The organism is Streptomyces sp. NPDC048600, assembly GCF_055587025.1.
This window is the reverse complement of record NZ_JBVJGZ010000008.1, coordinates 194,246-217,843: the sequence shown is the minus strand read 5'-3', so window position 1 is coordinate 217,843 and position 23,598 is coordinate 194,246. Positions and strand designations below refer to the sequence as shown.

The following is a 23,598-nucleotide window of genomic DNA, read 5'->3' as shown; positions in this document are numbered from 1 at the left end:
TGCGCCATGGGCTGCCCAGGTGTGCGACTGGCTCACGGCCGCCGCCAGGGTGCTGCGTGCACAGGCAGGCTTGATTCCCGGTTCCCCTCCGGTCAGACCGGGCGCTCCCCTCTCGTACGGATCAGCGATCTGATCGTCGGACGGTCACGCTCGGTCTGACGGGGTGGGGGTGCGGTCAGACCCCCAGGTCCTTGATGATCTTGGCGACGTGGCCGGTGGCGCGGACGTTGTAGAGGGCTCGTTCGACCTTGCCCTCCTCGTCGACGACGATCGTGGAGCGGATGACGCCCATGTACGTCTTGCCGTAGTTCTTCTTCTCGCCGTAGGCGCCGTAGGACTCGGTGACGGTCTTCTCCGGGTCGGCGAGGAGCGTGACCTTCAGGTGCTCCTTCTCGCGGAACTTGGCGAGCTTCTCCGGCTGGTCGGGGGAGATGCCGATGACGTCGTAGCCGGCGCCGGCCAGCAGGTCGAGGTTGTCGGTGAAGTCGCAGGCCTGCTTGGTGCAGCCGGGCGTGAGGGCGGCCGGGTAGAAGTACACGATGACCTTGCGGCCCTTGTGGTCGGCCAGCGAGACCTCGTTGCCGTCGGCGTCGGGCAGGGAGAAGGCGGGGGCCGGGTCCCCGGGCTGGAGTCGTTCGCTCATGCATCGAGCGTAACCGGGGGTCCTGACCGTGCGGCCACGACAAGAGCTGACAGACTGTTCGGAACAGCATCAGCAGACACGGAGGCCGTACGGTGGCGGAGACGTCGGACACCAGAACCCCGGCGCAGATCGAGGCGGACATCAAGCGCCGCCGCGCAGTGCTGGCCGAGACGCTCGACGAGATCGGGGTCCGGGTACACCCGAAGACCATCGTCGGCGATGTGAAGGCCAAGGTCGTCGCCAATGTCGATCACACCCTCGGAAGGGCCTACGTCCAGGTCAACCGGGCCGTGACGGACGTGCGGGCCCAGTTCGTGGACGACGAGGGCGCCCCGCGCCTGGAGCGTGTGCTGCCGGTCGCCCTCGTCGCCGTCGGCCTGGTCGGGGTGCTCGCCCTGAGCACCCGGCGCCGTAAGCGCTGACCCTGCGGGGCCCGGCATGCCGAAGACAGGTAGGTTCGAGGCGTGAGCGCCAACAGAAACGACAGCACCCCGCACGACAAGCTGCCCATCCGCATGCTGCACGACCGCGTCCTCGTGCGGCAGGACACCAGTGAGGGCGAGCGGCGCTCGGGCGGCGGCATTCTCATCCCCGCCACCGCGGCCGTGGGCCGTCGGCTGGCCTGGGCCGAGGTCGTCGCGGTGGGCCAGAACGTGCGGACCGTGGAGCCCGGCGACCGCGTCCTGTACGACCCGGAGGACCGGGCCGAGGTGGAGGTGCGCGGCACGGCCTATGTGCTGATGCGTGAGCGTGATCTGCATGCCGTGGCGGCCGACCGGTTCGAGGGGTCGGAGGACTCCACGGGGCTCTACCTCTGACGCGCCTTACGATTCCTTGCTCGGGAGCGGGGCTGGTGACCACTGTCACCGGCCCCGTTCCTGTTTCTTTGCTAGATTCGAAGGAGCCCGACGAGACGCGCCGTACCGGGGCCGCCCGCACAGGGTGGGACGCAAAGACGACGCACCGCCCTGAAGAGGTCTGTCTCGCGGAGGTGCTCCCATGGCCTGGGTTCTGCTCGTCGTCGCCGGTCTGCTGGAGGTCGGCTGGTCGGTCGGGATGAAGTACACCGACGGCTTCACCCGGTTGGTGCCCAGTGTGCTCACCGGCGCCGGAATCGTCGCCAGCATGGTGCTGCTGTCCTACGCCGCCCGTTCCCTGCCCATCGGCACCGCGTACGGCGTGTGGGTCGGTATCGGTGCGGCCGGGGCGGCGGTGCTCGGCATGGTGGTGCTCGGTGAGCCGGCCACCGCCGCCCGGATCTTTTTCATCTGTCTGCTGCTGGTCGCCGTGGTGGGTCTGAAGGCGACCTCGGGTCACTGACCGCCCGCCGGGCGTGTCTCACTCGCGGGGTTCCGCGCCGCCGGTGAGGACGCCGCCCAGGTCGCCGCCGTCGGTGGTGCCGCCGCCCGGGTCGCCGGTGGTGGTGCCGCCGTCCGTGGTGCCTCCGTCGGTCGTGCCGCCGTCGGTGGTGCCGCCCGTGTCGGTGCCGTCGGTCGTGCCGCCGTCGGTGGTGCCGCCGTCCTGGCCGCCGGTGTCAGGGGTGTCGGTGGGGCCGGGGAGGGTCGGCTCGTCGGAGGGGTCCTCCTCGGTGGGCGTGATCTCCGGCATCTCCCAGACGGGCTCCTCCTGGACCCAGAGGTCGAAGTCGTTGTCCGGGACGCCCTCGAGCGCGTCCCGGGTGAACTGCGCCCAGATCTCCCCGGGCGGCCCGCCACCGTTGATGCGGTCCAGTCCCAGCGCGCCGTACAGCGGCTCCTGCGCGGCCGTCTCGGGGTTCTGGCCCATCACGGCGACGACGGTGGCCAGGTCGGGGGTGTAGCCCGCGAACCAGGCCGCCTTGTCCTCCTCGGCCGTGCCGGTCTTGCCGGCGGCCGGGCGGCCCGCCTCCTGCGCGGCGAACGCGGTGCCGTTGTCGACCACGCTCTGGAGGATCGAGGTCGTGGTGTCGGCGGCCTCACGGCTGACGGCCTGCCGGATCTTGCGCGCGGGCAGCGCGATCTCCTCGCTGCCGTCCTTGGTGAGCTTCTTGATCAGGGTGTACGTGCCGTGCTTGCCGTGGTTGGCGAGGGTCGCGTACGCCTCCGCCATGTCGAGCACGCTGGCCTGCGCGACACCGAGGGCGACGGAGGGCCCGGAGTCCTGGAGCCCGGGGGTGTCGGCCGGGAGGCCGAGGCCGATCGCGGTCTTCTTCACCCGCTCCGGGCCGACGTCGACCGCCATCTGCGCGTACACGGCGTTCACGGACTTGTCGGTGGCCTCGCGCACGCTGATGGGGCCGTAGTCGACGTGGTCCTCGTTCTCGGGGGCGTAGGAGCCGCCGTCCCAGCCCTCCACGGGACGGGAACTGGTGCCGTCGTAGACGGTGTTGGGTGTGATCTCGCGCTCGTCCTGGGTGACGGAGCCGTTCTCCGCTGCCGAGGTGAACACGAACGGCTTGAACGTGGAGCCGACCTGGAAGTCCCGGCGGGTGGCGCCGTTGGTGTACTGCTTGACGTAGTCGATGCCGCCGTACATCGCGACGACCTCGCCCGTCTTCGGGTCGACGGCGGCGCCGCCCGCGCGGACGTAGTTGTCGACCTTGCGGTTCTTCTTGTCCAGCTTGGACATCAGCTGGTCGTCGACGGCCTTCACGAAGGCGTTCTGCTTGGGCTTCTGGAGCGTGGTGGTGATGCGGTAGCCGCCCGCCTCCAGCTCCTCGGGGTCCAGGATCTTGTGCTCGGTCAGGTACTGCTTGATCGCGTCCACGACGTAACCGCGCTGCCCGGACAGGCCGATCGCGACGGTGGCCTCCCTGGGCATCGGGAACTTCATGCCCTGCCGTGCCGACTCGGTCAGCCAGTTCTTCTTGACCATGCCGTCGAGGACGTAGTTCCAGCGTGCCTCGGCGCCGCGCCTGTTCTCCGGGTGTGCCACCACGTCGTACTCGCTGGGCGCGTTGAGCAGCGCCGCGAGGTAGGCGCCCTTGGCGGCGTCGAGCCGGGTGGCGTCGATGCCGTAGTAGGCCTGTGCGGCGGCCTGGATGCCGTAGGCGTTGCGGCCGAAGTAGCTGGTGTTCAGATAGCCCTGGAGGATCTCGTCCTTGGTCACCTCGCGGTCCAGCTTGATCGCGATGAAGAACTCCTTCGCCTTGCGGGTGACCGTCTGTTCCTGGGCGAGGTAGTAGTTCTTCACGTACTGCTGGGTGATCGTGGAGCCGGACTGCTTTCCCTTGCCGGTGGCGGTGTTCCAGGCCGCGCGCACCATCGCCTTGGGGTCGACGGCGGACTCGGTGTAGAAGTCGCGGTCCTCGGCGGCGAGTACGGCGTGCTGGGCGTCCTTGGAGACCTGAGCGAGGGAGACGTTCTCCCGGTTGATCTCGCCGTCGCGGGCCAGTTGGCTGCCGTCGGCGTACAGATAGACGTTGCTCTGCTTGGTCGCGAGGGCGTTCGCCGGAGGGATCTTGACCAGCGAGTAGCCGAGGAAGAACAGGCCTCCCAGCAGCACGGCCCCCATGACGAAGGCGACCAGCACCATCCGCCAGGTCGGCACCAGCCGGCGCCAGCCTGTTCGCCTCGGCCGTTTCTGCTTGCCCTCGTCCACGGCCTCCCCCTCCGGCGACTCCGGCCCGGTTCTGGATGCCCAGCCCTCGTCCGGTTGCTGCGGCTGCGGCTCGTCGCTCATCTCGTGCACGGACTCCTGTTTCGCGTCGTACGTTCCCGTACGCCCTCGTACGCCTTCTGCGCCCCCAGACGAAGACTCTCGCACCATGCGTTCCGTTCCCGCCGAGCGGCACGCGTTCGTCGGAATTTGCGTGGCGGGCCGTCTCGCGCCGCCGGTAGGCTCCGTCGCTTCGGTGTGCGGGCGGAATCCGGAGGGCGGTGCGTGTGGGCGCGGCACGGTTGTACACGGCCGTCGCGACGGGGGGATTCCGACGGTACGCCACTTATCGGGCGGCCACCGCCGCGGGCGTGTTCACGAACACCGTGTTCGGCGTGATCATCGTCTCCACGTATCTGGCGCTGTGGGACGAGAAACCCCACCTCGGGGGGTACGACCAGTCGCAGGCGGTCACCTATGCGTGGCTGGGGCAGGCGTTGTACTCGACGCTGGCGCTGCAGGGCGGTGGTGCGGAGAAGGACCTGATGGGCCGCATCCGCACGGGTGAGATCGCGATCGATCTGTACCGTCCGGCCGATCTCCAACTGTGGTGGCTGGCGACGGACTTGGGTCGATCGTTGTTCCAGGTGCTGGGCCGGGGGCTGATCCCGTTCGCGTTCGGGGCGCTGGTGTTCGACATGGCGTTGCCCACGGATGTGTTCACCTGGGCGGCGTTCCTGATCGCGTTGGTGCTGGCGATGCTGGTCAGTTTCGGTATCCGGTATCTGGCCGCGCTGAGCGTGTTCTGGATCATGGACGACCGGGGTGTCTCGCAGGCCGTCATGGTCAGCGGGGTGTTCTTCTCGGGCATGCTGCTGCCGTTGAGCGCCTTTCCCGGTGCGTTCGCCGATGTGGTGCGGGCGTTGCCCTGGGCGGCGCAGCTCCAGGTGCCGGCGGACGTGCTGATGGGGGAGACAGGCCTGCTGGCGGCGTACGCCTTCCAGGCGGGCTGGGCGGTGGCGCTGCTGGCGGCGGGCCGGCTGCTGCAGTCGGCGGCGACGCGGCGGGTGGTGGTCCAGGGTGGCTGACGCGGAGGCCGGGGCGCGGACGGCGGACGACGCGGGTGACACGGAGCCCGGGGTGTGGCACGAGGGCGGGGCGCCGGCCGGGTCGTGGCCCGGGGACGGGGGCAGGGCGGCCCGGCTCGGTGAGGGGCTGCGGGCCTACCGGCTGATCGCCGGGATGTGGATCCGCTCCACGGTGACCTACCGCACCTCCTTCGCCCTCACGGTCGTGGGGAATCTGCTGCTGACCGGGCTGGACTTCGTCGGCATCCTGCTGATGTTCTCGCAGGTCGACTCCCTGGGCGGCTGGAGCCTGCCCGAGGTCGCCTTCCTCTACGGGCTGTCCGCGACCTCGTTCGGGATCGCCGATCTGCTGCTGGGCTCGATGGACGCGCTGGGCACCCGTATCCGTGACGGCTCCTTCGACACCCTGCTGGTGCGGCCCGTGCCGGTGCTCGCCCAGGTCGGCGCGGACCACTTCGCGCTGCGCCGCCTGGGCCGGATCACGCAGGGCACGCTGGTGCTGACGTACGGGCTGTTCGCCGTGGATGTCGACTGGACGCCGGCGAAGGTGGTGCTGCTGCCGGTGATGGTGATCAGTGGAGCGGTGGTCTTCGGGGCGGTGTTCGTGGCGGGCGCGGCCTTCCAGTTCCTCGCGCAGGACGCGGCCGAGGTGCAGAACGCCTTCACCTACGGCGGCACCACACTGCTGCAGTACCCGCCGAGTGTGTTCGGGAAGGACCTGGTGCGGGCGGTGACCTTCATGCTGCCGCTGGCCTTCGTCAACTGGGTGCCCGCCTCCTACGTCCTGGGGCGGCCGTACCCGGTCGGGCTGCCGGAGTCGGCGGCGTTCGCCCCGCCGCTGGTGGCGGTGGCGTGCTGTGTGCTGGCCGGGGTGGCGTGGCGGGCGGGTCTGAGGTCGTATCGGAGCACGGGGAGTTGAGGCGGTTGGCTGGGGTCGAGGGCGGGTCCGGTTCCGGGGCGTTCATCGAGCTGGACGGTGTGGAGAAGGTCTTCGACGTGTACCGCAGGACCGGGTTCCTGAAGCGGGAGCGGCGGCAGGTGCGGGCGGTCGACTCGCTGTCCTTCACGGTGGGGCGCGGGGAGATGGTCGGCTACATCGGCCCGAACGGCGCCGGGAAGTCGACCACGATCAAGATGCTGACCGGCATCCTCACCCCCAGCGGCGGCCGGCTGCGGGTGGCCGGCATCGACCCCTCCCGCGAGCGGGTGCGGCTCGCGCACCGCATCGGGGTGGTGTTCGGGCAGCGCACCACCCTGTGGTGGGATCTGCCGCTGATCGACTCCTACCGGCTGATGCACCGCATGTACCGCATCCCCGACGACCGTTACCGCGTCCGTCTGGACCGTCTCGTCGAACTCCTCGATCTCGCCGACCTGCTGGAGGTGCCCGTGCGGCAGCTCTCGCTCGGCCAGCGGATGCGCGGCGACATCGCCGCGGCGCTGCTGCACGATCCGGAGGTGCTCTACCTCGACGAGCCGACGATCGGGCTGGATGTGATCTCCAAGGCCAAGGTGCGGGAGTTCCTGCGGGAGTTGAACACCGAGCGCGGCACGACGGTCCTGCTGACCACGCACGATCTGACCGACATCGAGCAGCTGTGCTCCCGGGTGATGGTCATCGACCACGGGCGGCTGATGTACGACGGTGCGCTCGCCGGTCTGCACGAGGCGGGAGAGAGCGAGCGCACCCTGGTGGTCGACCTGGAGCGGGAGCTGCCGCCGATCGAGGCCTCGCCCGCCCGGGTCGTCCGGGTGGAGGGCCCGCGCCAGTGGCTGGCGTTCCCCGCCTCGCAGTCGGCGGCCCCGCTGGTGGCGGAGATCGCCGCGCGCTATCCGCTGGTCGACCTGTCGGTGCGGGAGCCGGACATCGAGGCGGTGATCGCGAAGATGTACGCGGGGCGGGCCCCGGCGTAATCCCGGGTGCACGCGGGGGAACGGGCCGCGGTGATCTCGCGGGGCGGGCCCGGGCGGACGGTGCGCGGCATACCGTCCGGCGCGTGGAACTCGTAGGCTGATCCCATGACGGACGATGCCCCTGAGCTGCGGGCCTCAGACGCGGACCGTGAGCGAGTCGCCGAAGTCCTGCGGGACGCCCTCGCGGAGGGCCGGCTGGACATGCCGGAGTTCGAGGAGCGGCTGGAAGCCACGTTCAGCGCGCGGACCTACGGCGAACTCGCCCCCATCACCCGTGACCTGCCCGCGCCGGGCGTGACGCCGCCCTCGGTGTCCCTGACCAAGGGGGTGGCGGAGCCAGGCAGTTGGGCGGCACGGATCGTCGGCGGCGAGGGGTCCTCCAACGGCGCCTTCGCGATCATGGGCGGTTTCCAGCGCAAGGGGCGGTGGACGGTGCCGCGGCGGTTCACCGCGTTCACGTTCTGGGGCGGTGGGGAGATCGATCTGCGCGAGGCGGACTTCGTCGACGGCGAGGTCGAGATCAGATGCGTGGCGATCATGGGCGGGGTGCAGGTGACGGTGCCGTCCGGCGTCGAGGTCGTGGTCCGCGGCGTCGGTGTGATGGGCGGCTTCGACCACAGCGAGGAGGGTGTGCCGGGCGATCCCGGCGCCCCGCGCGTGGTCGTCACCGGGTTCGCCTTCTGGGGCGGTGTCGGCGTCGAGCGCAAGCTGACCCGTGCGGAGCGTGAGCTGCGGCGGGTGGAGCGGCGGCAGGCCAAGCAGGATCGCAAGGCGGCGATGCGTGAGCTGCAGGACAACTTTCGCGAGGACGTCGAGAACGCGCATCGCAGGATGCTCGACGGCCACCGTGACCTGATGCGGGAGCGGCGGCGCCGGGACGACGACTGACGGCCCGCCCCGCGGGATTTCCGCCCATCGCCGGGTGCGGGTGGTCGTGGGCTGTTCGCGCGGTTCCCCGCGCCCCTTTCGGGTGGTGGTGCGCTCGGGGGTGTCGGGTGCGGGTGGTCGTGGGTTGCTCGCGCAGTTCCCCGCGCCCCTTGGGCGGTGATGGCGCTCGGGGTGGTGTGATCGCGCAGTTACCCGCGCTGCGGAGGGCGACGGCGTACCCAGGGGCGCGGGGAACTGCGCGACCAGCCACGGACGGCCCGCACTCGTCGGCGAAGGCCACGGGCGGGTCGTAGCCGTCGGGGAACGGTCGCGGGTGAGCCGCGGTCGCTGGGTCGGGCCCGTTACCGGCGGGGCGGCGGCGGTGCCGACAGGGTCGTCAGGTCCAGGGCGTCGGCCATACGGGCGTAGCCGCGGTCGCTGGGGTGGAGACGGTCGCCGCAGTCGTATTCGGCGGCGAGCCGACGCGGGTCGTACGGATCGCGCAGCGCCTCGTCGAAGTCGGCGACCGCGTCGAAGACCCGCCCGTCGCGGATCTCGGCGTTGATCCGCTGCCGTACCTCCTCGCGGGCGTCGGTGTAGCCGGGGTGGCCCCCGAAGGGCATCAGGGTGGCGCCGACGACCTTGACGCCGTGCCCGTGTGCCCGGCCGACCATCGCGCGCAGGCCGGCGAGGATCCGGTCCGGGTCGGCGAGGCGGGGGTCGCGCAGGATGTCGTTGACCCCGAGGTCCACGACCACCACCCGGACGTTGGCGCGGCCGAGGACGTCCCGTTCGAAGCGGTTGAGCCCGCTGGGATTGTCGACGGCGAAGCCGTCCGTGCCGATCCCGGGCAGGCTCTCGCCGACCGGGCTCGTCACCTTGCCGACCAGGCCGTCGGCGAGCACGCGGTTGCCGCTGATGCCCTGGTTGGCCACGCCGTAGCGCGGCACGTCCCGCCCGTCCTCGGCGGCCTCGCGCAGCCGCCGGGCGAGCACGTCGGTCCAGCGGCGGTTCTCGCCCACGCTGGAGGAGAAGCCGTCGGTGAGGGAGTCCCCGAGGGCGACGACCGTGCCGTCGGCCTGGTCGGTGAGCACGTCCAGCGCGGTCAGATAGCGCCAGGCGTCGACCTGCTCGGTGAACCTGGTGCCGGTGAGGTCCTCGACGCGGTCCCCGGCCGCGGCGTAGCTGATCTGGCGGGCGCGCGGATGATGGGTGACCGGCCCGGACGGGGTCGGCGAGTAGGTGGTGACCAGCACGTCACCGTCGTACGGCACGATCAGCGAGGCCGGGTCGCTGACCGTCTGTCCGCCGGGCGGCACGACGACCGTGGTGCGGCCGCCGAAGGTCAGCCGGCGCATCGTCCCGGGCTCGGCCGCCGCGCCCGAGCCGTCGGCGGCCAGCGCGACGGAGGCGTGGGTGAGGGTCAGCGGTGCCCGCCCGAAGAGATTGGACAGCGTCACGCGGGCACTCGTACCCCCGACGCTGGTGTGCACGACGTTGCGCACCGATCGTCCCGCGAGCCCCGAGGCCTGTGTGCCGGGCTCTGCGGCCACCGGGGAGGCCGACCAGGTGCCGACCCAGAGGCCCGTGGACTCCGGCACCGCGGAGCCGCGCACCCGGTCGCCGTCGCCCGTACGGGCGCGGGTGCCGTCGTCGAGTGCGACGGCGAAGTAGATGGCGGCCGACAGGGCCACGATCAGCGCGATGAGCGCGGCGAGCAGCGCACCACCGCGTTGGCGCCTGGACATGCGGTTGTGGTTCTCCTCGGACGGGGGAGCCGCGCGAGGGCTCCGGTGCGATCACTGTGACAAACGCCGGGAACTCTTGTTCCGTTCCAGGAGTCGGTCAGGAAGGGACAATGACGAAGTCGGCGCTCGTGAACGGGTGGAGTGCATGGAACGTACGAGACCGGATGACACCGGCGATACGGGACTGGATGAACCCGGTGCGACGGCCCGGGAAATTTCCGGGGCACCGCGGCGGCCGGGTGCCGCGGGCGGGCGTCCGGCGCGCGCGATGAACGTCTTCAGCGCCGCGGACGAGGACAAACGGCGCGGAGTGCGCCGGATGAAGCTGACGGCGACCGGCCTGCTGCTGTTCGTCGCCGTCGTCTACGTCCTCGCCAAATGGGCCTCCCACGAGGGCGCGGGCGCCTGGGCGGGCTATGTCGCCGCGGCCGCCGAGGCGGGCATGGTCGGCGCGCTCGCCGACTGGTTCGCGGTCACCGCGCTCTTCCGGCACCCCCTGGGCCTGCCCATCCCGCACACCGCGATCATCCCCACCAAGAAGGACCAGCTGGGTGTCTCGCTCGGCGAGTTCGTCGGCGAGAACTTCCTCTCCGAGGACGTCGTGCGCGGACGTCTCAGGTCCGTCGGCATCAGCAGCCGCCTCGGCGCCTGGCTCGCCGAGCCCGAGCACGCCGACCGGGTCACCGCCGAGCTGGCCACCGCGCTGCGCGGCGCGCTGACCGTGCTGCGCGACTCCGACGTGCAGGCGGTCGTCGGCGAGGCGATCACGCGGCGGGCCGACGCCCAGGAGATCGCGCCCGGCATCGGCAAGATGCTCCAGAAGGTCGTCGCCGACGGCGGTCACCGGCGTGTCGTCGACCTGGTGGTGTCCCGCGCCCACGACTGGCTGGTGCTGCACGGCGACTCCGTGATGGACGCCGTGCAGGGCGGCGCGCCGGGCTGGACCCCGCGGTTCGTCGACAAGAAGGTCGGCGAGCGGGTCTACAAGGAGCTGCTGCGCTTCTGCGCCGAGATGCGGGACATGCCGTCCCACCCGGCGCGCGGCGCCCTGGACCGCTTCCTCACCGACTTCGCCTCCGACCTCCAGTCCGACACCGACACCCGCGCGCGGATCGAGCGGCTCAAGGGCGAGGTGCTGGGCCGCGGCGAGGTGCAGGACCTGATCGCCTCCGCGTGGACCGCCGTACGGTCGATGATCGTCGCGGCGGCCGACGACGAGCGCAGCGAGCTGCGGCTGCGGGTCCGGGCCTCTCTGCTGTCGCTGGGCGCCCGGATGGCGACCGAGCCGCGCCTGCAGGAGAAGGTGGACCGCTGGGTCGAGGGCGCGGCCGTGCACGTCGTGACGACGTACCGCAAGGAGATCACCTCCCTGATCACCGACACGGTCGCCGGCTGGGACGCCGAGCACACCACCCGCAAGATCGAGGCGAACATCGGGCGCGACCTCCAGTTCATCCGCATCAACGGCACGGTGGTGGGCTCGCTCGCAGGGCTGGTGATCTACACGGTGTCCCGGGCGATGGGCGCGTAGGCACCGGCGTTCCGGGGCCCGGTGCCGCCCGCGGGGAAGGGCCGGCCGGACGGGGTGGCGCGTGACGGCTGTTCATGATCACCCTAGCGGTGTACCCGGGTGCGGCAGCCCGGGCGGGAGCGCCGGATGGTGCCGTGACCGGAGAGGTCCACCGGCTCCACCGGCTGCCGCGGGGGCCGGTGGGAGTCCGGCGGCATGGCCGGCCGGCCCGGGTCTCTCAGGCCCCGGTGCTGGACCCCGGCCGCACGATCATCAGCACCGTCACCGTCGCCCACAGCAGGTTGAACACCCCGGTCACCATGGCGAGCCGCACGGTGGCCTCCCGTGATCCCTGGTTTTCCGCGAGTGCCTCCTGCCGGGGCAGCACCAGCCCGCCGAGGACCAGCGCGGCCAGCACGGTCAGCGCGATGGACACGATCAGCCAGGCGTCGCCGAGCACGCCCATCGCGCTGCCGGTCGCGAAGCCGAACACGGGCACGGCGACGCCGACGACGGCGTAGACCCGGCAGATGCGGTGCAGCAGCCGTACGGTCTCGGCGGCCCGGACGTCCTCGGGCGCGGCCAGCGCCCTGCGCGCGGCGGGCGGGAACATGCTGGCGGCGACGGTGACGGGGCCGATCGCGACGATGGCGGCCAGGACGTGGACGGCGAGCAGGAACTTGGTCACGCCCGTGACGCTAGGCGGCACGGAGACGGGCCAGAAGTGGCAGGAGTGCCACGGGCCGACGGATTCTCGCCAGGCGCGTACATCAGCCGGTAGAGGCGGCCCCTACGCGGGTGCGCCTGCCCGTAGGGGTGGCCCGTACGCGCGTACATCTGCCCGCAGGGGCGGCCTCTACGCGAGTGCGCTGCCCCTAGGGGCCGCCCCTACCCTCGGACCATGCACTTGGTGGCCGTACTCGCACTCGACGGTGTGATCCCCTTCGACCTCTCCGCCCCGATCGACACCTTCGGCTGGGCGCGGCTGCCGGACGGCAGGCAGCCGTACGACGTGCGGGTCTGCTCACCGGTCCCGGGCGGGGAGGTGCGGGCGGGCGCGTTCACGGTACGGGCGCCGCACGGCCTGGAGCTGCTGGCGGAGGCGGACACGATCATCCTGCCGGGTGTGCAGGATCCCCCGGAGGAACTGCCTCCGGGCGTCGCGGAGGCGCTGCGCGAGGCGGCGGCGCGGGGCGCGCGGATCGCGTCGGTGTGCGTGGGCGCGTTCGTCCTCGCGGCGACGGGTCTGCTGGACGGACTGCGTGCGACGACCCACTGGCTCGCGGCCCCCGACCTGGCCGCCCGCCACCCGGAGGTGACCGTCGACCCGAACGTCCTCTACGTCGACAACGGCCAGATCCTCACCTCGGCGGGCGCGGCCGCGGCGCTCGACATGTGCCTGCACATGGTCCGCTCGGATCACGGCTCGGCGGTGGCGGCGCACACGGCCCGGATGTCGGTGATGCCCCTGGAACGCGAGGGCGGCCAGGCCCAGTTCATCGTCCAGGACCTGCCCCCGGCTCCCGCGGGCGCGACCCTGGAACCCCTTCTGGCCTGGCTCTCCGCCAACTGTGCCCGCGACCTGACCCTCGCCGCCATCGCCGGCGAGGCGGGCATGAGCACCCGCACCCTCAACCGCCGCTTCCGCGACCAGACCGGCACGACGCCCCTCCAGTGGCTGCATCGCGCGCGCGTCCACCACGCCCAGCACCTCCTGGAGACCACGGACACGCCCGTCGAACGCGTCGCCCTCGACTCGGGGTTCGGCTCCCCGACGGCGTTCAGGGAACGGTTCCGGAGGGTGGTGGGGGTGAGCCCGCAGGGGTATCGACGGGCGTTCCGGGCGGGTGCGGCGGGCGCCGCGGGTGCGGTGGGCGCCTCGGAGCCTGCCGCGTCCCTGACGCCGTAGCCGTCCGCACGCTCTGGCCAGGGCCTTGAGGGCGGGAACCCTCTGGCAGAGTGGAGATGTCGGCGTACGCCGCCGGGGAACGTGACCGGACGCCAGGTCGTACGTCTCGCCGGCCCACGCCCGGACGCGGCGGGAGGGGGCGGACGAACGACGAAGAGGAGCGAGGCCCGCCATGGCTGCCGGAGACAGCGAATTCCTCAGCCACGCCTCGGAGGTGGCCTTCGACCTCGGCCGCGACCGTTTCCGCCTGCGCGCCCTGGACATCGCGGCCCGGCGCATCGAGTTCGCCCAGACCGAGGAGTCCCTGCCGCCGCCCGTCTACGAGCAGGGCGAACCCCCGGCGACCGACCGCCGGGGCCGCCGCAGGTACGACTGGCAGCCCGCCGCCGACGCCCCCGCCTGGATGAACCTCGCCTGGCTCCTGGACGACCTGGCGGCGTGGATCGGCGTGATGGCCGAGGACCACATCACCGTGCAGGGCCTCGACGCCCCGGAGCCCGGCCACTGCGACGTCCTCCTCCTCGACGGCGACACCCGCCTCCGGGCCCGCGTCGCCCTGACCGCCCGCACCGAGCCCCTGGACCACCCGGGCATGTTCCTCCGCGACCTCCTCGCGGAGGGCCGCAGCCGCGGGTACCTCGTCCGGGACGCGGGGGAGGACGGGTGGGTGGTGGATCTTCGGGGGGTGTTGTGAGGTGGGGTGCGGCTACTCCATAGATGAGCGGCCGGGCCTTCCCCGCCGTTCCGCCGCCGCCCGTCAGTGATCCACCCTCACCAGGACCTTCCCGACCTGCCCGCTCCCCTCCGCGTACTCGCGCGCCCGCACAATCTCCCCCAGTTCAGGTCAGGTCCGTCGGCGCAGATCGGCTCGGCCGAAGAGCAGGGCGTAGCCGGGCGGGAGGGCGGCGAGGAGGCGGCTGGTCAGGCCGTTGCCGATGACGGGAGGCAGCGAACCCAGTACCGAGCTGACGTCCCAGCGGGCGGTCGCCGGGGTCGCGCCCTCGACGCGGGCCGCGACCGTGTCGACGAAGCGGGGCGCGGTGAGCGGCTGCGCGACCGGGATCTGCGCGGCCACCAGCCGTGCCGCCTCGTCGGGCAGCCGCCCTGCCAGGGCCACGCGCTCGTCGCCGGTGACCTGCGCGCCGAGCAGGGACAGCACGATCCGGGTGACGCGCTCCGCCTCGTGTCTCGTGGCGTACTGCCCGGACTCCCGCACGGACTCGACCAGTCGGGACCAGCCTCCGTGGTCGGCCGCCTCGGGCCGCGGCTCGCCCTCGGTGCTGTTCCGCTCCGGCATCATGGTGCTCATCTACGGACTCCTCCTCGCCGAATGCTCATACGCCACTGCACTCAGTCACCCGGCGCGCGGAAGTCAAACCTGCGGCGCTCGGCAACGGTCGCCTTCGGGGCGTACGAGCGCGGGTGCGAGTGACCCACGGGCGGTGTGAGGCTGAAATCCAGACGATCCCGGACCCGGGTCCGAGGGACCGTGCGACACGCGCGTAGCTTGGGGGCGGGATGTGACCCGTTCCCGTCCCCAACGGCTCAGTCACAGGAGGCAGTCATGGCCCAGGTCCCCAGCGCGCTCGTCGCCGCGAGCGGTCTCGTCGGCGGATACGCCGTGGCCCGGTGGACCAGGAAGCGGCAGCTCGGCGGGGTCGTGCTGGCCGCCGCGGGGGTAGCCGCGGCCCAGCGGTGGCGGCAGCAGGCGGGCGGTCCGGCGGCGGGTGCGCTGAGCGCCGCGTACGTCGCCGCGTTCGCGGGCTCGCACCCGTTGGCGAAGAAGGTCGGGGCCTGGCCGGCGGTGTTCGGGGTGGCCGGGGCCATGGCGGTGGCGTCGTGGGCGGTGGCGGACCGGCGGGGCTGACGGCCTCTTCACCCAGCCGGAGTGCCTAGGAGCCGTCGGCCGGTGCTGCGCGGCGGACGGCACAGGCGCGGCGGACGTCTGCCAGAAACGCTGCCCACGCGGGTGCGGAGATCACCAGCGGGGCGGCGGCTGACCGTTTTGAGTCCCGGACGAGCATGCCGCCGGAGCTGACGGCGGCCTCCACGCACTCCGTGGTGTTGCCGCCGCTGTACGACGACTTGAACCAGGCCGGTTCGGACTGCGGCTGGGGGCCTATGGGCATTCACAGCTCCTTGCGGACGCGATGGATCATGGCGGAGGAAGCCTCCATGTCCAACGCTTGTGCGCGCAGGTACTCGAAAGCAAGTCTGTACCGGTCCAGTTCCTCTTCCTTCTCCAGGAAGAGCGAGCCCGTGTGGAAGTCGACGTACACCACGTCGAGAGCCGGTTCGGGTCCTCCGATGATCACGAAGCTGCCCAGTGCGGCGGCATGTGCTCCCTTGGCGAACGGCAGGACCTGAAGAGTGACGTGAGGTGACTCGTTGGCCTCGAGCAGCCGGTCGAGCTGGTCTTTCATGATCTCCGGTGAGCCGACGACCCGACGGATCACGGACTCGTCAAGGATCGCCCACATCCGCGGCGGCTTCGGCCGTACAAGGATCTCCTGGCGCTTCATCCTGATGTCCACGAGCCGGTCGATCTCCGCCTGCTCCAGCGGGACTTCGTTGGCCCTCTGCAACGCCGTGCTGTACTCGCGTGTCTGGAGCAGTCCGGGGACGTAGACGCAGGCGAAGTGACTTTCCGACACGGCTTCGTCTTCAAGCGTCAGCAGCAGGTTCATGCTCTCCGGAATCGAGTCGGCGAAGGAACTCCACCAGCCCTGCTGCTTGGCGTCCTTCGCCAGGGCGACAACCGCACGCCTCTCAGAGTCAGTTGCGCTGTACTCCCGGCACAGTGCGTCAACCACCAGCCACTTGACCGGCCCGGCCTGCGTCTCGTACCGGCTGACCGTCGCCTTCGACACCCCGACAAGCCGCCCGGCTTCCTCCAGCGTCATGCCCTTACGGGCGCGCAACTTTCGCATCATGGCGCCGAGTTGGCGGCGGCGCGTGGTGGTCCGTTCTGACATCCGGTTCCTCCGCCGTACGGCGGGCTGCCGCCCGCGGGTCCTCGACAGGCTAGGCAGCGGGAGGCCGTCGCAACTACCAGATTCACCCGATGGATTCTCATGAGAAGTTACACAGTGAGACTTCTCTGTGCCATTCTCACTCTCAGACCGCTACGCAGCGCAGCCGTTCAGTTACGGCGGGCGCAGTGCGCGCGTGGCCTGGGAGGGAGGAGTGGCCGTGATCGGCTACGACAGCACCGATGCCCGACTTCGTTGTGTGCTGCCTTTCAGAGCGGCGCCCGCGGAGGTGCGCCTGCTGCGGAAGGCCGCGGCCAGACAGCTGGCCCAGTGGGGCATGCCGACCGCGGCGGACGAGGCGGAACTGTTGGTCACCGAGCTGGCGACGAATGTGGTGAAGCATGTGGGCGAGGGAGTGTGCGCCACCCTCATCCTCGAGCGGCGAGGTGAGCGGCTGCGGCTGGAAGTCCACGACGAGAGCAGCGCCAAGCCGACCGTCAGAGCGCCCGGATGCGACGACGACTGCGGCCGCGGCCTCCACCTGATCGCGTCTCTGGCCGTGGACTGGGGAACCGTTCTGACGGCAGCGGGGAAGGCGGTCTGGTGCGAGCTCGCTGCCAGCGAGGGCGATGCCTGCCTGAGGGTCGAGCGCGCCGCTGCGGCACTGGAGAACTACCAGGCTCCAAGCTCCATGCCCGCGGGGCGTGGAGCCAAGGGGCGGGATGCGCTCCTTGGTCAGTCAGCCGTCGAACTGATCGCGGACCTCCTCCACTGGGGCGTGGCCTGGGGATGCGACCCGGACGACATGCTTGACAGGGCGATGATGCATTACGAGGCGGAAGCGGAGCCGGCGTAGTGGTCTAGCGCGGGGTCGCGCAATCAGCTGATCTTTGCCCGGTGCTGCGTGAACAAATCGTGACGCTGGTGGTCGTCCTGGCCAACGAATGCTTTGAACTGGCCAAGGAGATATGCAAGTTCGCCAGACTTGCGCTCCGTCTTCTCCAGCTCGAAGTCGTGCCCCAAGTGGTTCAGGCGCCGCTCTACTTCTGGTTGCCCCATGGGTGCACCAATTTTCGCGAGCTTCTTGATGATCTGCTCGACGGTCACTGGCCGGATTTGTTGCCGCAGCAGCTTGTAGACGGGGTCTTGGACGGCGTTGGTCGTCTCAACTAGCGCGCTCGGCTCTCCCTTCTTGAGGAGAGCATCTCGGATTGCCTCGCCAAGAGCCTTGGCGACGGGCGGAGGGAATGCGTTGCCGATCTGTCTGTACACAGAAGTCTTGCGACCCAGGAAATCCCATTGGGAGAATTCCCCGTGCCACCCCTGGAGCCGGGAGACCATCTGGGTCGTCAGCTTCGGCCCTGTTGCGCCGTTGACGGGCTTGAAGCCCGGCCCCGGTGCCTCATTGGCCACGCCCATGGCGTCAACTCCCAGCTCGGCCCAGGCCTTCTTCGCCCTGGTCGGCCCGAGGTCGGCTCCACCGTGTTTCTTTGAGCCGCCAACGATTGTCGGGGCGATGCCATCGGCCATCTTCACCCAGGCTTCGAATTCCTCGCCGTCCCAGCCGTTCGCACTCATGAGGTCGAAAAGTGTTTTGGCCACGGTAGTAGGTTTACCACCTGGATCTCCCATTGGCCAATTAAAATACTCGGCGTATTCGGGGAGGAGTGCGACAAGGACAAAGCGCGGTCGGAGTTGGGGAACGCCGAAATTTGATGCTTGCAGCAGCTCCCACGATGCGATGTAGCCGAATTCGTGAAGCTTGTCGAGTACCGCCTGCCGGTAGCCGGAGAACCGGTTGGCGCTGAGTCCGCGCACATTCTCCAGTAGCAGGGCCTTGGGCCTTATGCGGCCGCACAGCTCAATAGCCCAGGCGAAAAGATCCCGCTCATCGCTGGAACCAAGCTGTTTTCCTGCGATGCTAAACGGAGGACAGGGCACGCCGCCTGCCAGGAGGGCGATTTCCCTGTCCTTGTAGGAGTCTGGATCCCAGACCTCAGGATCTGCGACGTCGCCGACCCTCACAAGGTCGTCAGGCACGTCCAAGCCGTCTTCCTTGAGGACCCGGCGGAGGTTCTGGTCCAGGGTGTGGGCCGCGTGCTTGTCCAGTTCGACGGCGAGGAGATGCGTGAATCCAGCTCGATGCAGCCCGAAGGACTGACCGCCGGCGCCGGCGCAGATCTCGATCACTTCGAGTCTCTGCTCGTGCTCCGCCGCCGACATCGTGTTCTCCTTCCTGGTGCGCCGAGTGAGTCAGCGCACGGTGACCACTGGCAGTGCTCGCCCGCAGACGTTACAGTTCCCCGCTTCGCGTGAACCCGGCAGCACCCTAGCCGCAGATCAGCGGATGGGAGTGGTGGACGCGGGAAGCGCGAGACTGTGGAGTCTACGGTGCCGGGGTGACAACGTCGGCCCCGGCGGCCTTTCCGGAGCACGCCAGTGCGACGGCGTCTCAGCCCTGCAGTGCCGACCGGAGCTCTTCGCGCGCGTCTGCGGGCAGTCGCCGGTAGGCGTTCCAGGCTCGCTCCAGAGGTGTTGTGCCACGGCGTTCCCGCTCCATCCAGCGAAGAAGACGCCGCTGCTCTCCGGGTTCCAGGCGCTTGATCTCGGCCAGCGTTTCGTCGGCCCGGGCGACGGTTTCATCGGCGCCGACGCGGCAACGCTTGCATTCCGTCACGAGCAGCGTCTCCTCGCTGCTGCCAGGCAGCACGGTTTTGCGCCGGGTGACGGAGAGCACGGCCGTTTGATTGGAGTCGTCGTGGTAAGCCTCTCCGCCGGAGATGCCGCAAATGGTGCACATATAGTGGTCTCCGGCAAATGCGGCTTGCCTTTGCTTGCTGGAAACCGCCTTCTGCGGAGCCGCGGCTCGTCGTGCCGCAGGATCCCAGACGGGAACGCCGGCCTTCTCGAAGCGCTGGTCCTCCGCGGTCAGGCGGGCGTCTTCGGTGTTGGTCAGCAAGACCCAGCCGTAGTCCCGAAGATCGCGGATACGACGGTCCGCCTGCGAGACCTTAGGGAAGGCGTCCCTGATCTGCTCCTTGTTGAAGGTTCCGCCTTCGCCGATCACTTGGACGAGCCAGAGTGCGCCCCGGACCATGGTTCCGGCCTTGAGTTCGGGGTCGTTCCAGGAAGGCAGCACTTCTTGCTCCGCTCTCCAAACGGCTGGGACGTCGATTGTCGGCTATCGGCACACCGCCTGTCAGCCGGGCCTGCCATGATGCTGCTTCACGCTGCGTCTGACCCTGGGGAGGCTCTGGTTATGGCTGTGAAGTTCGGCGTTCCACCTGAAGGCGAGAGGATCCGTTCGCTGGTGGACGAGCGGCTAAAGCAGGCCATGGCTGAGGAGGGTGCGAAGGTCACGGTCGAGTGGCGCGGTGAGCAGCGGCACTTGCATGTGATCTCGATGCCGGTCGACATGCTCTACTTCAACCCCGACACCCACCGGATCCGCGCACAGCGCACGCTCCAGCCGGAGCGCAACCGGGTCTTGGAAGAGGAGCCGTGGAGTGAGCCCGGCCAAACGTATCTGCGTGACCTGTTGCGCTGTCGGCCTTCGAACCCGAGCCAGACCGATCCGGACTACGTGGCCCTGCGGGACGAGCTAGATGACGTCGGCCAGAGGGAACCGGGGATCATCAGCCCGGACGGCATCCTCGTCGATGGCAACACTCGCTGTGCCGCGCTGAGAGACTTGGGCATCAGAGATATCCGGGTCGGTGTGCTTCCCTCGGACACGTCTCGCCGCGACATCAACAGCGTTGAGCTCGCTCTGCAACTGCGTCGGGACAAGCGCCGCGAGTACTCGTACATCAACCGCCTCATCGCGATTGAAGATGAACTCGCGGACGGCCGCCGCGAGGAGGACGTGGCCCGGGACTTCAACATCAAGAAGACCACCCTTCAGCAGGACCGCTGGGTCTACCAGCTGATCAATGACGCGATTGACCGCAGCCGGACCACGAGCGGCGCTGTCCTGCGCCTGGTCGACTTTGAGGACCATCAGGAAAAGCTCCGCGAGCTGCATCGTGACTACACCAAGCTCGCCAAGACTGACCCGGACGCTGCTGAGCAGCTCAAGGAGTCGCGTCTGGCGATGGTGGTGCTGAACTACGCGAAGACAACGGTGCGTCTTGCGGAAGCGGACTTCCATAGCCGTTACCTCGACGAGCGCCTGCCCAGTGAACTGCGTCCCGCTGCACAAGAGTCCGCCGCTGTGGCTATTCCCGGCTTGGCCGGTGTGGCGATCCCTGACGGCACGGCCGCAGTCAAGTCGACCCGTGCCCTTACTGATGCCCTGCTACAGGCGAAGGCGGCGGCGCAGGCTGGGGACAAGCTGGCCCCGGCTGCTGTCACTCAAGCGGATGCGCTGATCAAGACGGCACGTAAGACGTTCGACGCTGCTGTGAAGCTTGCCGGCGCCAACGCTGAACTCCAGAAGCGCCAGGTGGCTGTCCCGGAGCGCCTTACAGACGCGGCTGACTATGTCAATCAATGTGCTGCCGAATTCGCCGAGGCCAAAGCAAAGCGTGCACTCGACGAGGATGCGTTTGACGACGCGCTGCTGACCCTGAAGGCGAGTCTCGCCCGCCTCGCAAAGCAGGCCGGGCGCACCTTCAGCTCCCCCGGCAACGGGGTTGCCTGGCTGCTTGATTCCACGCGAGAGAACTGATGACGGGACAGCCGACCGCACCCAGCCTGGAGATCGGCTTCGCTGACGGCGTCACCCGAGCGCGGCTGCGGGCTGGGACAGGTTACGAGAGCGACCTGCGTCGTCTCGCTCTGCGCTTCCAGAGCAGTGTTCAGCGGTCCCAGGGGACTACTGAGGTTGAGATCGATGATCTCCTGACTAACCTTGTCGCGCTCGCTACTTGGCCTGAACCTGCAAGCGTCACATGGGACCCTCAGTTGGCCGCCCTGGCGACCGATTCCGCTGTCGACGCACAAACCGTTGCCCAGCGGCTTGACCCGTCAGCAAGCACAGACGGTGAGGTAGACCCAGACGATGTCGTCAGTCTGCTCGGCTCCGGCTGGGTGGCAGATCTCACGGCGTTCCAGCGCCGTGACATCGCCAAGCTGCTCTCCTTGCGCCACGGTGCCAACTTCTCTGTTCCTGGGGCTGGCAAGACGCGGGTAGGCCTTGCTGTGTTCCACTCACTGCGGCACAACAAGGGAATCGAGCGGCTTCTGATCGTTGGCCCGAAATCCTGCTATGAGTCCTGGCAGTACGAGAACCGTGAGTGTCTCCGCGAGCCCCTCAGCATGGATGTGTTCTCCAGGAGTACCGATCCTGCTGCGGAAGCCCTCATTGTCAACTATGAGCGCTTGCGCCAGGACGGGGTCGTTAATGAACTCGGCCAGTGGCTGGCCGAAAGACCGTCCATGCTCCTGCTCGATGAGGCCCACCGAATGAAGCGCGGCGCCGACGGCACGGACGGTTCCGCCTGCCTCGCTCTCGGTCCCCGCAGCAGACACCGGCTGATCCTTACAGGCACGCCGGCTCCGAACGGCGTGAAGGATTTGGAGAATCTGTTCGGCTTTGTGTGGCCTGGACATGGGCGCCAGAAGGTAGTCCAGGCTGTGGCTGGCGGGGATCTCGCTAAGGCGAGCCAGGTTCTGCGCCCCCTTTTCACCCGCACCACCAAGGGCGAGTTGGGTCTGCCACCGGTATCTACGAACCTGACTACCGTGCCTCTGCCGCCCCTCCACCAAGAGGTGTACGAGGCGCTCATCGGACGCTTCTCCGCGCGTGCCGCTGGGTCGGAAGGTGACTTCCTCGCCCTCGGCAGAGTCATCGTCTACATGCTGATGGCAGCGACCAGCCCAGCGCTGCTCGCCGTCGGCACGACACGCCACGAACCGCTGTCCTATCAGGTGCCTCCGCTTTCCGTGCCAGAGGGCACACCGCTCTTCGAACTGATGCGGGACCTGCCGAGCTACGAGATGTCGCCGAAGTACCGTGAGGTCTTGGCGATACTCCGCAGGAATGCGGCTCAAGGACGTAAAACGCTCGTGTGGTCGACCTTCGTGCGCAGCCTCAACACGCTGGAGCGCATGCTCAGTGAATTCTCGCCTGCTCTGGTTTACGGGGCGATGAATGACGTTGACCGTGATGCGGCGATCAAGAGGTTCCGTCACGACCCCGACTGCATGGTTCTCTTGTCCAACCCAGGCACCCTCGGTGAGGGCATCAGTCTCCACCATCACTGCCACGACGCCGTTTACGTCGACCGGGACTTCGCGGCTGGCAGATTCCTGCAGAGCCTTGACCGCATTCACCGTCTCGGACTTGCACCCGAGACCGAAACGCGGATCACCGTCCTTGCTTCAGAGGGCACTATCGATGAGGTCGTTGATCAACGCCTCAGCGACAAGCTGCAGTTCATGGGGAGCATCCTCGATGATCCGGCCGTCCAGCAACTAGCCGATCTGGAGGAAGTACCGGCAATCGGCGGAGGCCTGGACCACAGAGACCTTCAGGCGCTGATGGGTCACCTCCGTGCCCGTTCCGCCTGAGCCGGTCCTGCGTGCGGCAGTCCGCTGGCTGGACAGACTCCCAGCCAGCGGTACCGCGCGCGTGCGCGCCCTCTTTACCACCCACAGTGACTTCAGCGACATCACGCCGACGCAGTACGACGCTGCTTACACCTGGATAAGGGACACAGGGCTGCTGAGGGCAGTGAACAGCGGCGTGCCAGTGAACGTCAGAGTCTTCGAAGCTGCGATGGCATTGAGCGGAGTGCCATGGTTCCGGGACGCTGACTTGCTGATCCGCAGACCGGACGAGCTTCCGGAGGATGCCCTGCGCGCGTCGGAGACGCTAGGCCTGACTCCGGAACAGGCGCACGCGCTGGTGAGCACGGCGTGGGGCAAAGTGGATACAGAGGAACGCTCGCGCATCGGCTCCGCAGGTGAACTCGCTCTTCTTGAGTTGCTGTCCGAGTCAGGGGCGGGCCATGTGGAGCATGTTGCGGCATGGTCTGACGGTTACGGGTACGACATTTTCGTGCATGCTTTTGAGTACGCTGCCCACCTGGAAGTGAAGACAACGGTGCGCAGAGGGCGTCTCACTGTTTATATCTCGCGCAATGAATACGAGACTATGCTGCGTGACCCGGCCTGGGAACTGGTCACGGTCCGTCTTTCCCCGGATCTTGAGCTAAATGCTGTGGCTGCGGTGCCGAGGGACTGGATCGCGAACCAGGTTCCCAGAGACCGTACCGAACGTGGGCGCTGGCAATCGTGCCGTCTTGACATACCCCCCGAGGTTCCTGTGCCAGGCATTCCGAGCATCGCGCCGATGCTCGCTGACACCGCGCCTGAGATGCTCAGGGGGCTGCCCGGTATCTCCTGACAACGGCTACGACTGCCGAG

The 23,598-nt window shown here is 69.0% G+C and carries 24 protein-coding genes; 15 read left to right on the top strand and 9 right to left on the bottom strand.

Annotation, left to right across the window (positions count from 1 at the left end; genetic code table 11):
- Positions 1–175: 175 nt before the first annotated feature.
- Positions 176–643 carry a thioredoxin-dependent thiol peroxidase gene (gene bcp, locus ACZ6SQ_RS14010; RefSeq protein ID WP_469560722.1) on the bottom strand — a complete coding sequence of 156 codons (468 nt, stop codon included), beginning with the start codon at positions 641–643 and terminating at the stop codon, positions 176–178.
- A 92-nt stretch (positions 644–735) separates the two neighbouring features.
- Here bcp and ACZ6SQ_RS14005 point away from each other — a divergent pair, with 92 nt between their 5' ends.
- The 3 genes from ACZ6SQ_RS14005 to sugE all read left to right on the top strand — a co-directional run bounded on the left by ACZ6SQ_RS14005 (position 736) and on the right by sugE (position 1,963).
- A complete protein-coding gene (locus tag ACZ6SQ_RS14005; RefSeq protein WP_469560719.1) occupies positions 736–1,065 on the top strand; it encodes a DUF3618 domain-containing protein in 330 nt (109 codons plus the stop codon).
- Positions 1,066–1,158: 93 nt separating this feature from the next.
- Entirely contained in the window at positions 1,159–1,461 is a 303-nt protein-coding gene (locus tag ACZ6SQ_RS14000; RefSeq protein ID WP_203634995.1) for a GroES family chaperonin, read from the top strand.
- A 181-nt stretch (positions 1,462–1,642) separates the two neighbouring features.
- Positions 1,643–1,963: a quaternary ammonium compound efflux SMR transporter SugE gene (gene sugE, locus ACZ6SQ_RS13995; protein WP_469560716.1), complete on the top strand. Its 321-nt coding sequence runs from the start codon at positions 1,643–1,645 to the stop codon at positions 1,961–1,963.
- Between the two features lie 18 nt (positions 1,964–1,981).
- On the opposite strand, the gene ACZ6SQ_RS13990 is transcribed toward sugE, so the two are convergent.
- Positions 1,982–4,303, bottom strand: a complete 2,322-nt coding sequence (locus ACZ6SQ_RS13990) for a transglycosylase domain-containing protein (RefSeq protein WP_469560714.1) — start codon at positions 4,301–4,303, stop codon at positions 1,982–1,984.
- 203 nt (positions 4,304–4,506) lie between these two features.
- On the opposite strand from ACZ6SQ_RS13990, the gene ACZ6SQ_RS13985 reads away from it, so the two are divergent.
- The 4 genes from ACZ6SQ_RS13985 (at position 4,507) to ACZ6SQ_RS13970 (ending at position 8,109) form a co-directional block, all read left to right on the top strand.
- Positions 4,507–5,307, top strand: a complete 801-nt coding sequence (locus tag ACZ6SQ_RS13985; RefSeq protein WP_469560711.1) for an ABC transporter permease — start codon at positions 4,507–4,509, stop codon at positions 5,305–5,307.
- A 154-nt stretch (positions 5,308–5,461) separates the two neighbouring features.
- On the top strand, positions 5,462–6,226 hold the full coding sequence (locus tag ACZ6SQ_RS13980; protein WP_469560986.1) for an ABC transporter permease: 765 nt from the start codon (positions 5,462–5,464) through the stop codon (positions 6,224–6,226).
- Positions 6,223–7,221: an ABC transporter ATP-binding protein gene (locus tag ACZ6SQ_RS13975; protein ID WP_469560708.1), complete on the top strand. Its 999-nt coding sequence runs from the start codon at positions 6,223–6,225 to the stop codon at positions 7,219–7,221. The genes ACZ6SQ_RS13980 and ACZ6SQ_RS13975 overlap by 4 nt, the downstream gene beginning before the upstream one ends.
- A gap of 105 nt (positions 7,222–7,326) precedes the next feature.
- Positions 7,327–8,109, top strand: coding sequence for a DUF1707 SHOCT-like domain-containing protein (locus tag ACZ6SQ_RS13970; protein WP_469560705.1), 783 nt, complete (start codon positions 7,327–7,329; stop codon positions 8,107–8,109).
- 341 nt (positions 8,110–8,450) lie between these two features.
- Here the strand turns inward: ACZ6SQ_RS13970 and ACZ6SQ_RS13965 are convergent, their stop codons facing one another.
- Entirely contained in the window at positions 8,451–9,836 is a 1,386-nt protein-coding gene (locus ACZ6SQ_RS13965) for an SGNH/GDSL hydrolase family protein (RefSeq protein WP_469560703.1), read from the bottom strand.
- A 145-nt stretch (positions 9,837–9,981) separates the two neighbouring features.
- On the opposite strand from ACZ6SQ_RS13965, the gene ACZ6SQ_RS13960 reads away from it, so the two are divergent.
- Positions 9,982–11,367, top strand: a complete 1,386-nt coding sequence (locus tag ACZ6SQ_RS13960) for a DUF445 domain-containing protein (RefSeq protein WP_469560701.1) — start codon at positions 9,982–9,984, stop codon at positions 11,365–11,367.
- 217 nt (positions 11,368–11,584) lie between these two features.
- On the opposite strand, the gene ACZ6SQ_RS13955 is transcribed toward ACZ6SQ_RS13960, so the two are convergent.
- Positions 11,585–12,034 carry a hypothetical protein gene (locus ACZ6SQ_RS13955; RefSeq protein WP_469560699.1) on the bottom strand — a complete coding sequence of 150 codons (450 nt, stop codon included), beginning with the start codon at positions 12,032–12,034 and terminating at the stop codon, positions 11,585–11,587.
- A 213-nt stretch (positions 12,035–12,247) separates the two neighbouring features.
- On the opposite strand from ACZ6SQ_RS13955, the gene ACZ6SQ_RS13950 reads away from it, so the two are divergent.
- Together ACZ6SQ_RS13950 and ACZ6SQ_RS13945 are read left to right on the top strand one after the other, a co-directional pair.
- Entirely contained in the window at positions 12,248–13,255 is a 1,008-nt protein-coding gene (locus ACZ6SQ_RS13950; RefSeq protein ID WP_469560697.1) for a GlxA family transcriptional regulator, read from the top strand.
- A 172-nt stretch (positions 13,256–13,427) separates the two neighbouring features.
- Positions 13,428–13,949 (top strand): hypothetical protein, encoded by a 522-nt coding sequence (locus tag ACZ6SQ_RS13945; RefSeq protein ID WP_469560694.1) that lies wholly within the window; start codon positions 13,428–13,430, stop codon positions 13,947–13,949.
- Between the two features lie 150 nt (positions 13,950–14,099).
- On the opposite strand, the gene ACZ6SQ_RS13940 is transcribed toward ACZ6SQ_RS13945, so the two are convergent.
- The gene (locus ACZ6SQ_RS13940) at positions 14,100–14,564 is read right to left on the bottom strand and encodes a DUF2267 domain-containing protein (protein ID WP_469560692.1); all 465 of its coding nucleotides are present in this window, start codon (positions 14,562–14,564) and stop codon (positions 14,100–14,102) included.
- Between the two features lie 255 nt (positions 14,565–14,819).
- Here ACZ6SQ_RS13940 and ACZ6SQ_RS13935 point away from each other — a divergent pair, with 255 nt between their 5' ends.
- Positions 14,820–15,122, top strand: coding sequence for a hypothetical protein (locus tag ACZ6SQ_RS13935; RefSeq protein WP_469560691.1), 303 nt, complete (start codon positions 14,820–14,822; stop codon positions 15,120–15,122).
- Positions 15,123–15,147: 25 nt separating this feature from the next.
- On the opposite strand, the gene ACZ6SQ_RS13930 is transcribed toward ACZ6SQ_RS13935, so the two are convergent.
- Both ACZ6SQ_RS13930 and ACZ6SQ_RS13925 read right to left on the bottom strand, forming a co-directional pair.
- Complete coding sequence (locus ACZ6SQ_RS13930) at positions 15,148–15,384, bottom strand: DUF397 domain-containing protein (protein ID WP_469560686.1); 237 nt, start codon at positions 15,382–15,384, stop codon at positions 15,148–15,150.
- Positions 15,385–16,230, bottom strand: coding sequence for a helix-turn-helix domain-containing protein (locus ACZ6SQ_RS13925; RefSeq protein WP_469560684.1), 846 nt, complete (start codon positions 16,228–16,230; stop codon positions 15,385–15,387). It abuts the gene before it with no gap.
- Positions 16,231–16,447: 217 nt separating this feature from the next.
- Between ACZ6SQ_RS13925 and ACZ6SQ_RS13920 the strand changes: the two genes are divergently transcribed.
- Entirely contained in the window at positions 16,448–17,083 is a 636-nt protein-coding gene (locus tag ACZ6SQ_RS13920) for an ATP-binding protein (protein ID WP_469560681.1), read from the top strand.
- Positions 17,084–17,106: 23 nt separating this feature from the next.
- On the opposite strand, the gene ACZ6SQ_RS13915 is transcribed toward ACZ6SQ_RS13920, so the two are convergent.
- Together ACZ6SQ_RS13915 and ACZ6SQ_RS13910 are read right to left on the bottom strand one after the other, a co-directional pair.
- Positions 17,107–18,450, bottom strand: coding sequence for a DNA cytosine methyltransferase (locus ACZ6SQ_RS13915; protein WP_469560678.1), 1,344 nt, complete (start codon positions 18,448–18,450; stop codon positions 17,107–17,109).
- Positions 18,451–18,679: 229 nt separating this feature from the next.
- Entirely contained in the window at positions 18,680–19,366 is a 687-nt protein-coding gene (locus tag ACZ6SQ_RS13910; RefSeq protein ID WP_469560676.1) for a hypothetical protein, read from the bottom strand.
- A 120-nt stretch (positions 19,367–19,486) separates the two neighbouring features.
- Between ACZ6SQ_RS13910 and ACZ6SQ_RS13905 the strand changes: the two genes are divergently transcribed.
- The 3 genes from ACZ6SQ_RS13905 to ACZ6SQ_RS13895 all read left to right on the top strand — a co-directional run bounded on the left by ACZ6SQ_RS13905 (position 19,487) and on the right by ACZ6SQ_RS13895 (position 23,578).
- Positions 19,487–20,896 carry a ParB N-terminal domain-containing protein gene (locus ACZ6SQ_RS13905; RefSeq protein WP_469560674.1) on the top strand — a complete coding sequence of 470 codons (1,410 nt, stop codon included), beginning with the start codon at positions 19,487–19,489 and terminating at the stop codon, positions 20,894–20,896.
- Complete coding sequence (locus tag ACZ6SQ_RS13900) at positions 20,896–22,740, top strand: DEAD/DEAH box helicase (protein ID WP_469560672.1); 1,845 nt, start codon at positions 20,896–20,898, stop codon at positions 22,738–22,740. The genes ACZ6SQ_RS13905 and ACZ6SQ_RS13900 overlap by 1 nt, the downstream gene beginning before the upstream one ends.
- Before the next feature lie 61 nt (positions 22,741–22,801).
- Complete coding sequence (locus ACZ6SQ_RS13895; protein ID WP_469560670.1) at positions 22,802–23,578, top strand: protein NO VEIN domain-containing protein; 777 nt, start codon at positions 22,802–22,804, stop codon at positions 23,576–23,578.
- Positions 23,579–23,598: the final 20 nt, after the last annotated feature.

Bases quoted from the DNA above. Each gene is read 5' to 3' on its own strand.
- ACZ6SQ_RS13990 (WP_469560714.1), bottom strand. From the start codon at position 4,303: ATGAGCGACGAGCCGCAGCCGCAGCAACCGGACGAGGGCTGGGCATCC.
- bcp (WP_469560722.1), bottom strand. From the start codon at position 643: ATGAGCGAACGACTCCAGCCCGGGGACCCGGCCCCCGCCTTCTCCCTG.
- ACZ6SQ_RS13980 (WP_469560986.1), top strand. From the start codon at position 5,462: ATGTGGATCCGCTCCACGGTGACCTACCGCACCTCCTTCGCCCTCACG.
- ACZ6SQ_RS14000 (WP_203634995.1), top strand. From the start codon at position 1,159: ATGCTGCACGACCGCGTCCTCGTGCGGCAGGACACCAGTGAGGGCGAG.
- ACZ6SQ_RS13930 (WP_469560686.1), bottom strand. From the start codon at position 15,384: ATGCCCATAGGCCCCCAGCCGCAGTCCGAACCGGCCTGGTTCAAGTCG.
- ACZ6SQ_RS13935 (WP_469560691.1), top strand. From the start codon at position 14,820: ATGGCCCAGGTCCCCAGCGCGCTCGTCGCCGCGAGCGGTCTCGTCGGC.
- ACZ6SQ_RS13965 (WP_469560703.1), bottom strand. From the start codon at position 9,836: ATGTCCAGGCGCCAACGCGGTGGTGCGCTGCTCGCCGCGCTCATCGCG.
- ACZ6SQ_RS13900 (WP_469560672.1), top strand. From the start codon at position 20,896: ATGACGGGACAGCCGACCGCACCCAGCCTGGAGATCGGCTTCGCTGAC.
- ACZ6SQ_RS13915 (WP_469560678.1), bottom strand. From the start codon at position 18,450: ATGTCGGCGGCGGAGCACGAGCAGAGACTCGAAGTGATCGAGATCTGC.
- ACZ6SQ_RS13940 (WP_469560692.1), bottom strand. From the start codon at position 14,564: ATGAGCACCATGATGCCGGAGCGGAACAGCACCGAGGGCGAGCCGCGG.
- ACZ6SQ_RS13970 (WP_469560705.1), top strand. From the start codon at position 7,327: ATGACGGACGATGCCCCTGAGCTGCGGGCCTCAGACGCGGACCGTGAG.
- ACZ6SQ_RS13960 (WP_469560701.1), top strand. From the start codon at position 9,982: ATGGAACGTACGAGACCGGATGACACCGGCGATACGGGACTGGATGAA.
- ACZ6SQ_RS13905 (WP_469560674.1), top strand. From the start codon at position 19,487: ATGGCTGTGAAGTTCGGCGTTCCACCTGAAGGCGAGAGGATCCGTTCG.
- ACZ6SQ_RS13950 (WP_469560697.1), top strand. From the start codon at position 12,248: ATGCACTTGGTGGCCGTACTCGCACTCGACGGTGTGATCCCCTTCGAC.
- sugE (WP_469560716.1), top strand. From the start codon at position 1,643: ATGGCCTGGGTTCTGCTCGTCGTCGCCGGTCTGCTGGAGGTCGGCTGG.
- ACZ6SQ_RS13945 (WP_469560694.1), top strand. From the start codon at position 13,428: ATGGCTGCCGGAGACAGCGAATTCCTCAGCCACGCCTCGGAGGTGGCC.
- ACZ6SQ_RS13925 (WP_469560684.1), bottom strand. From the start codon at position 16,230: ATGTCAGAACGGACCACCACGCGCCGCCGCCAACTCGGCGCCATGATG.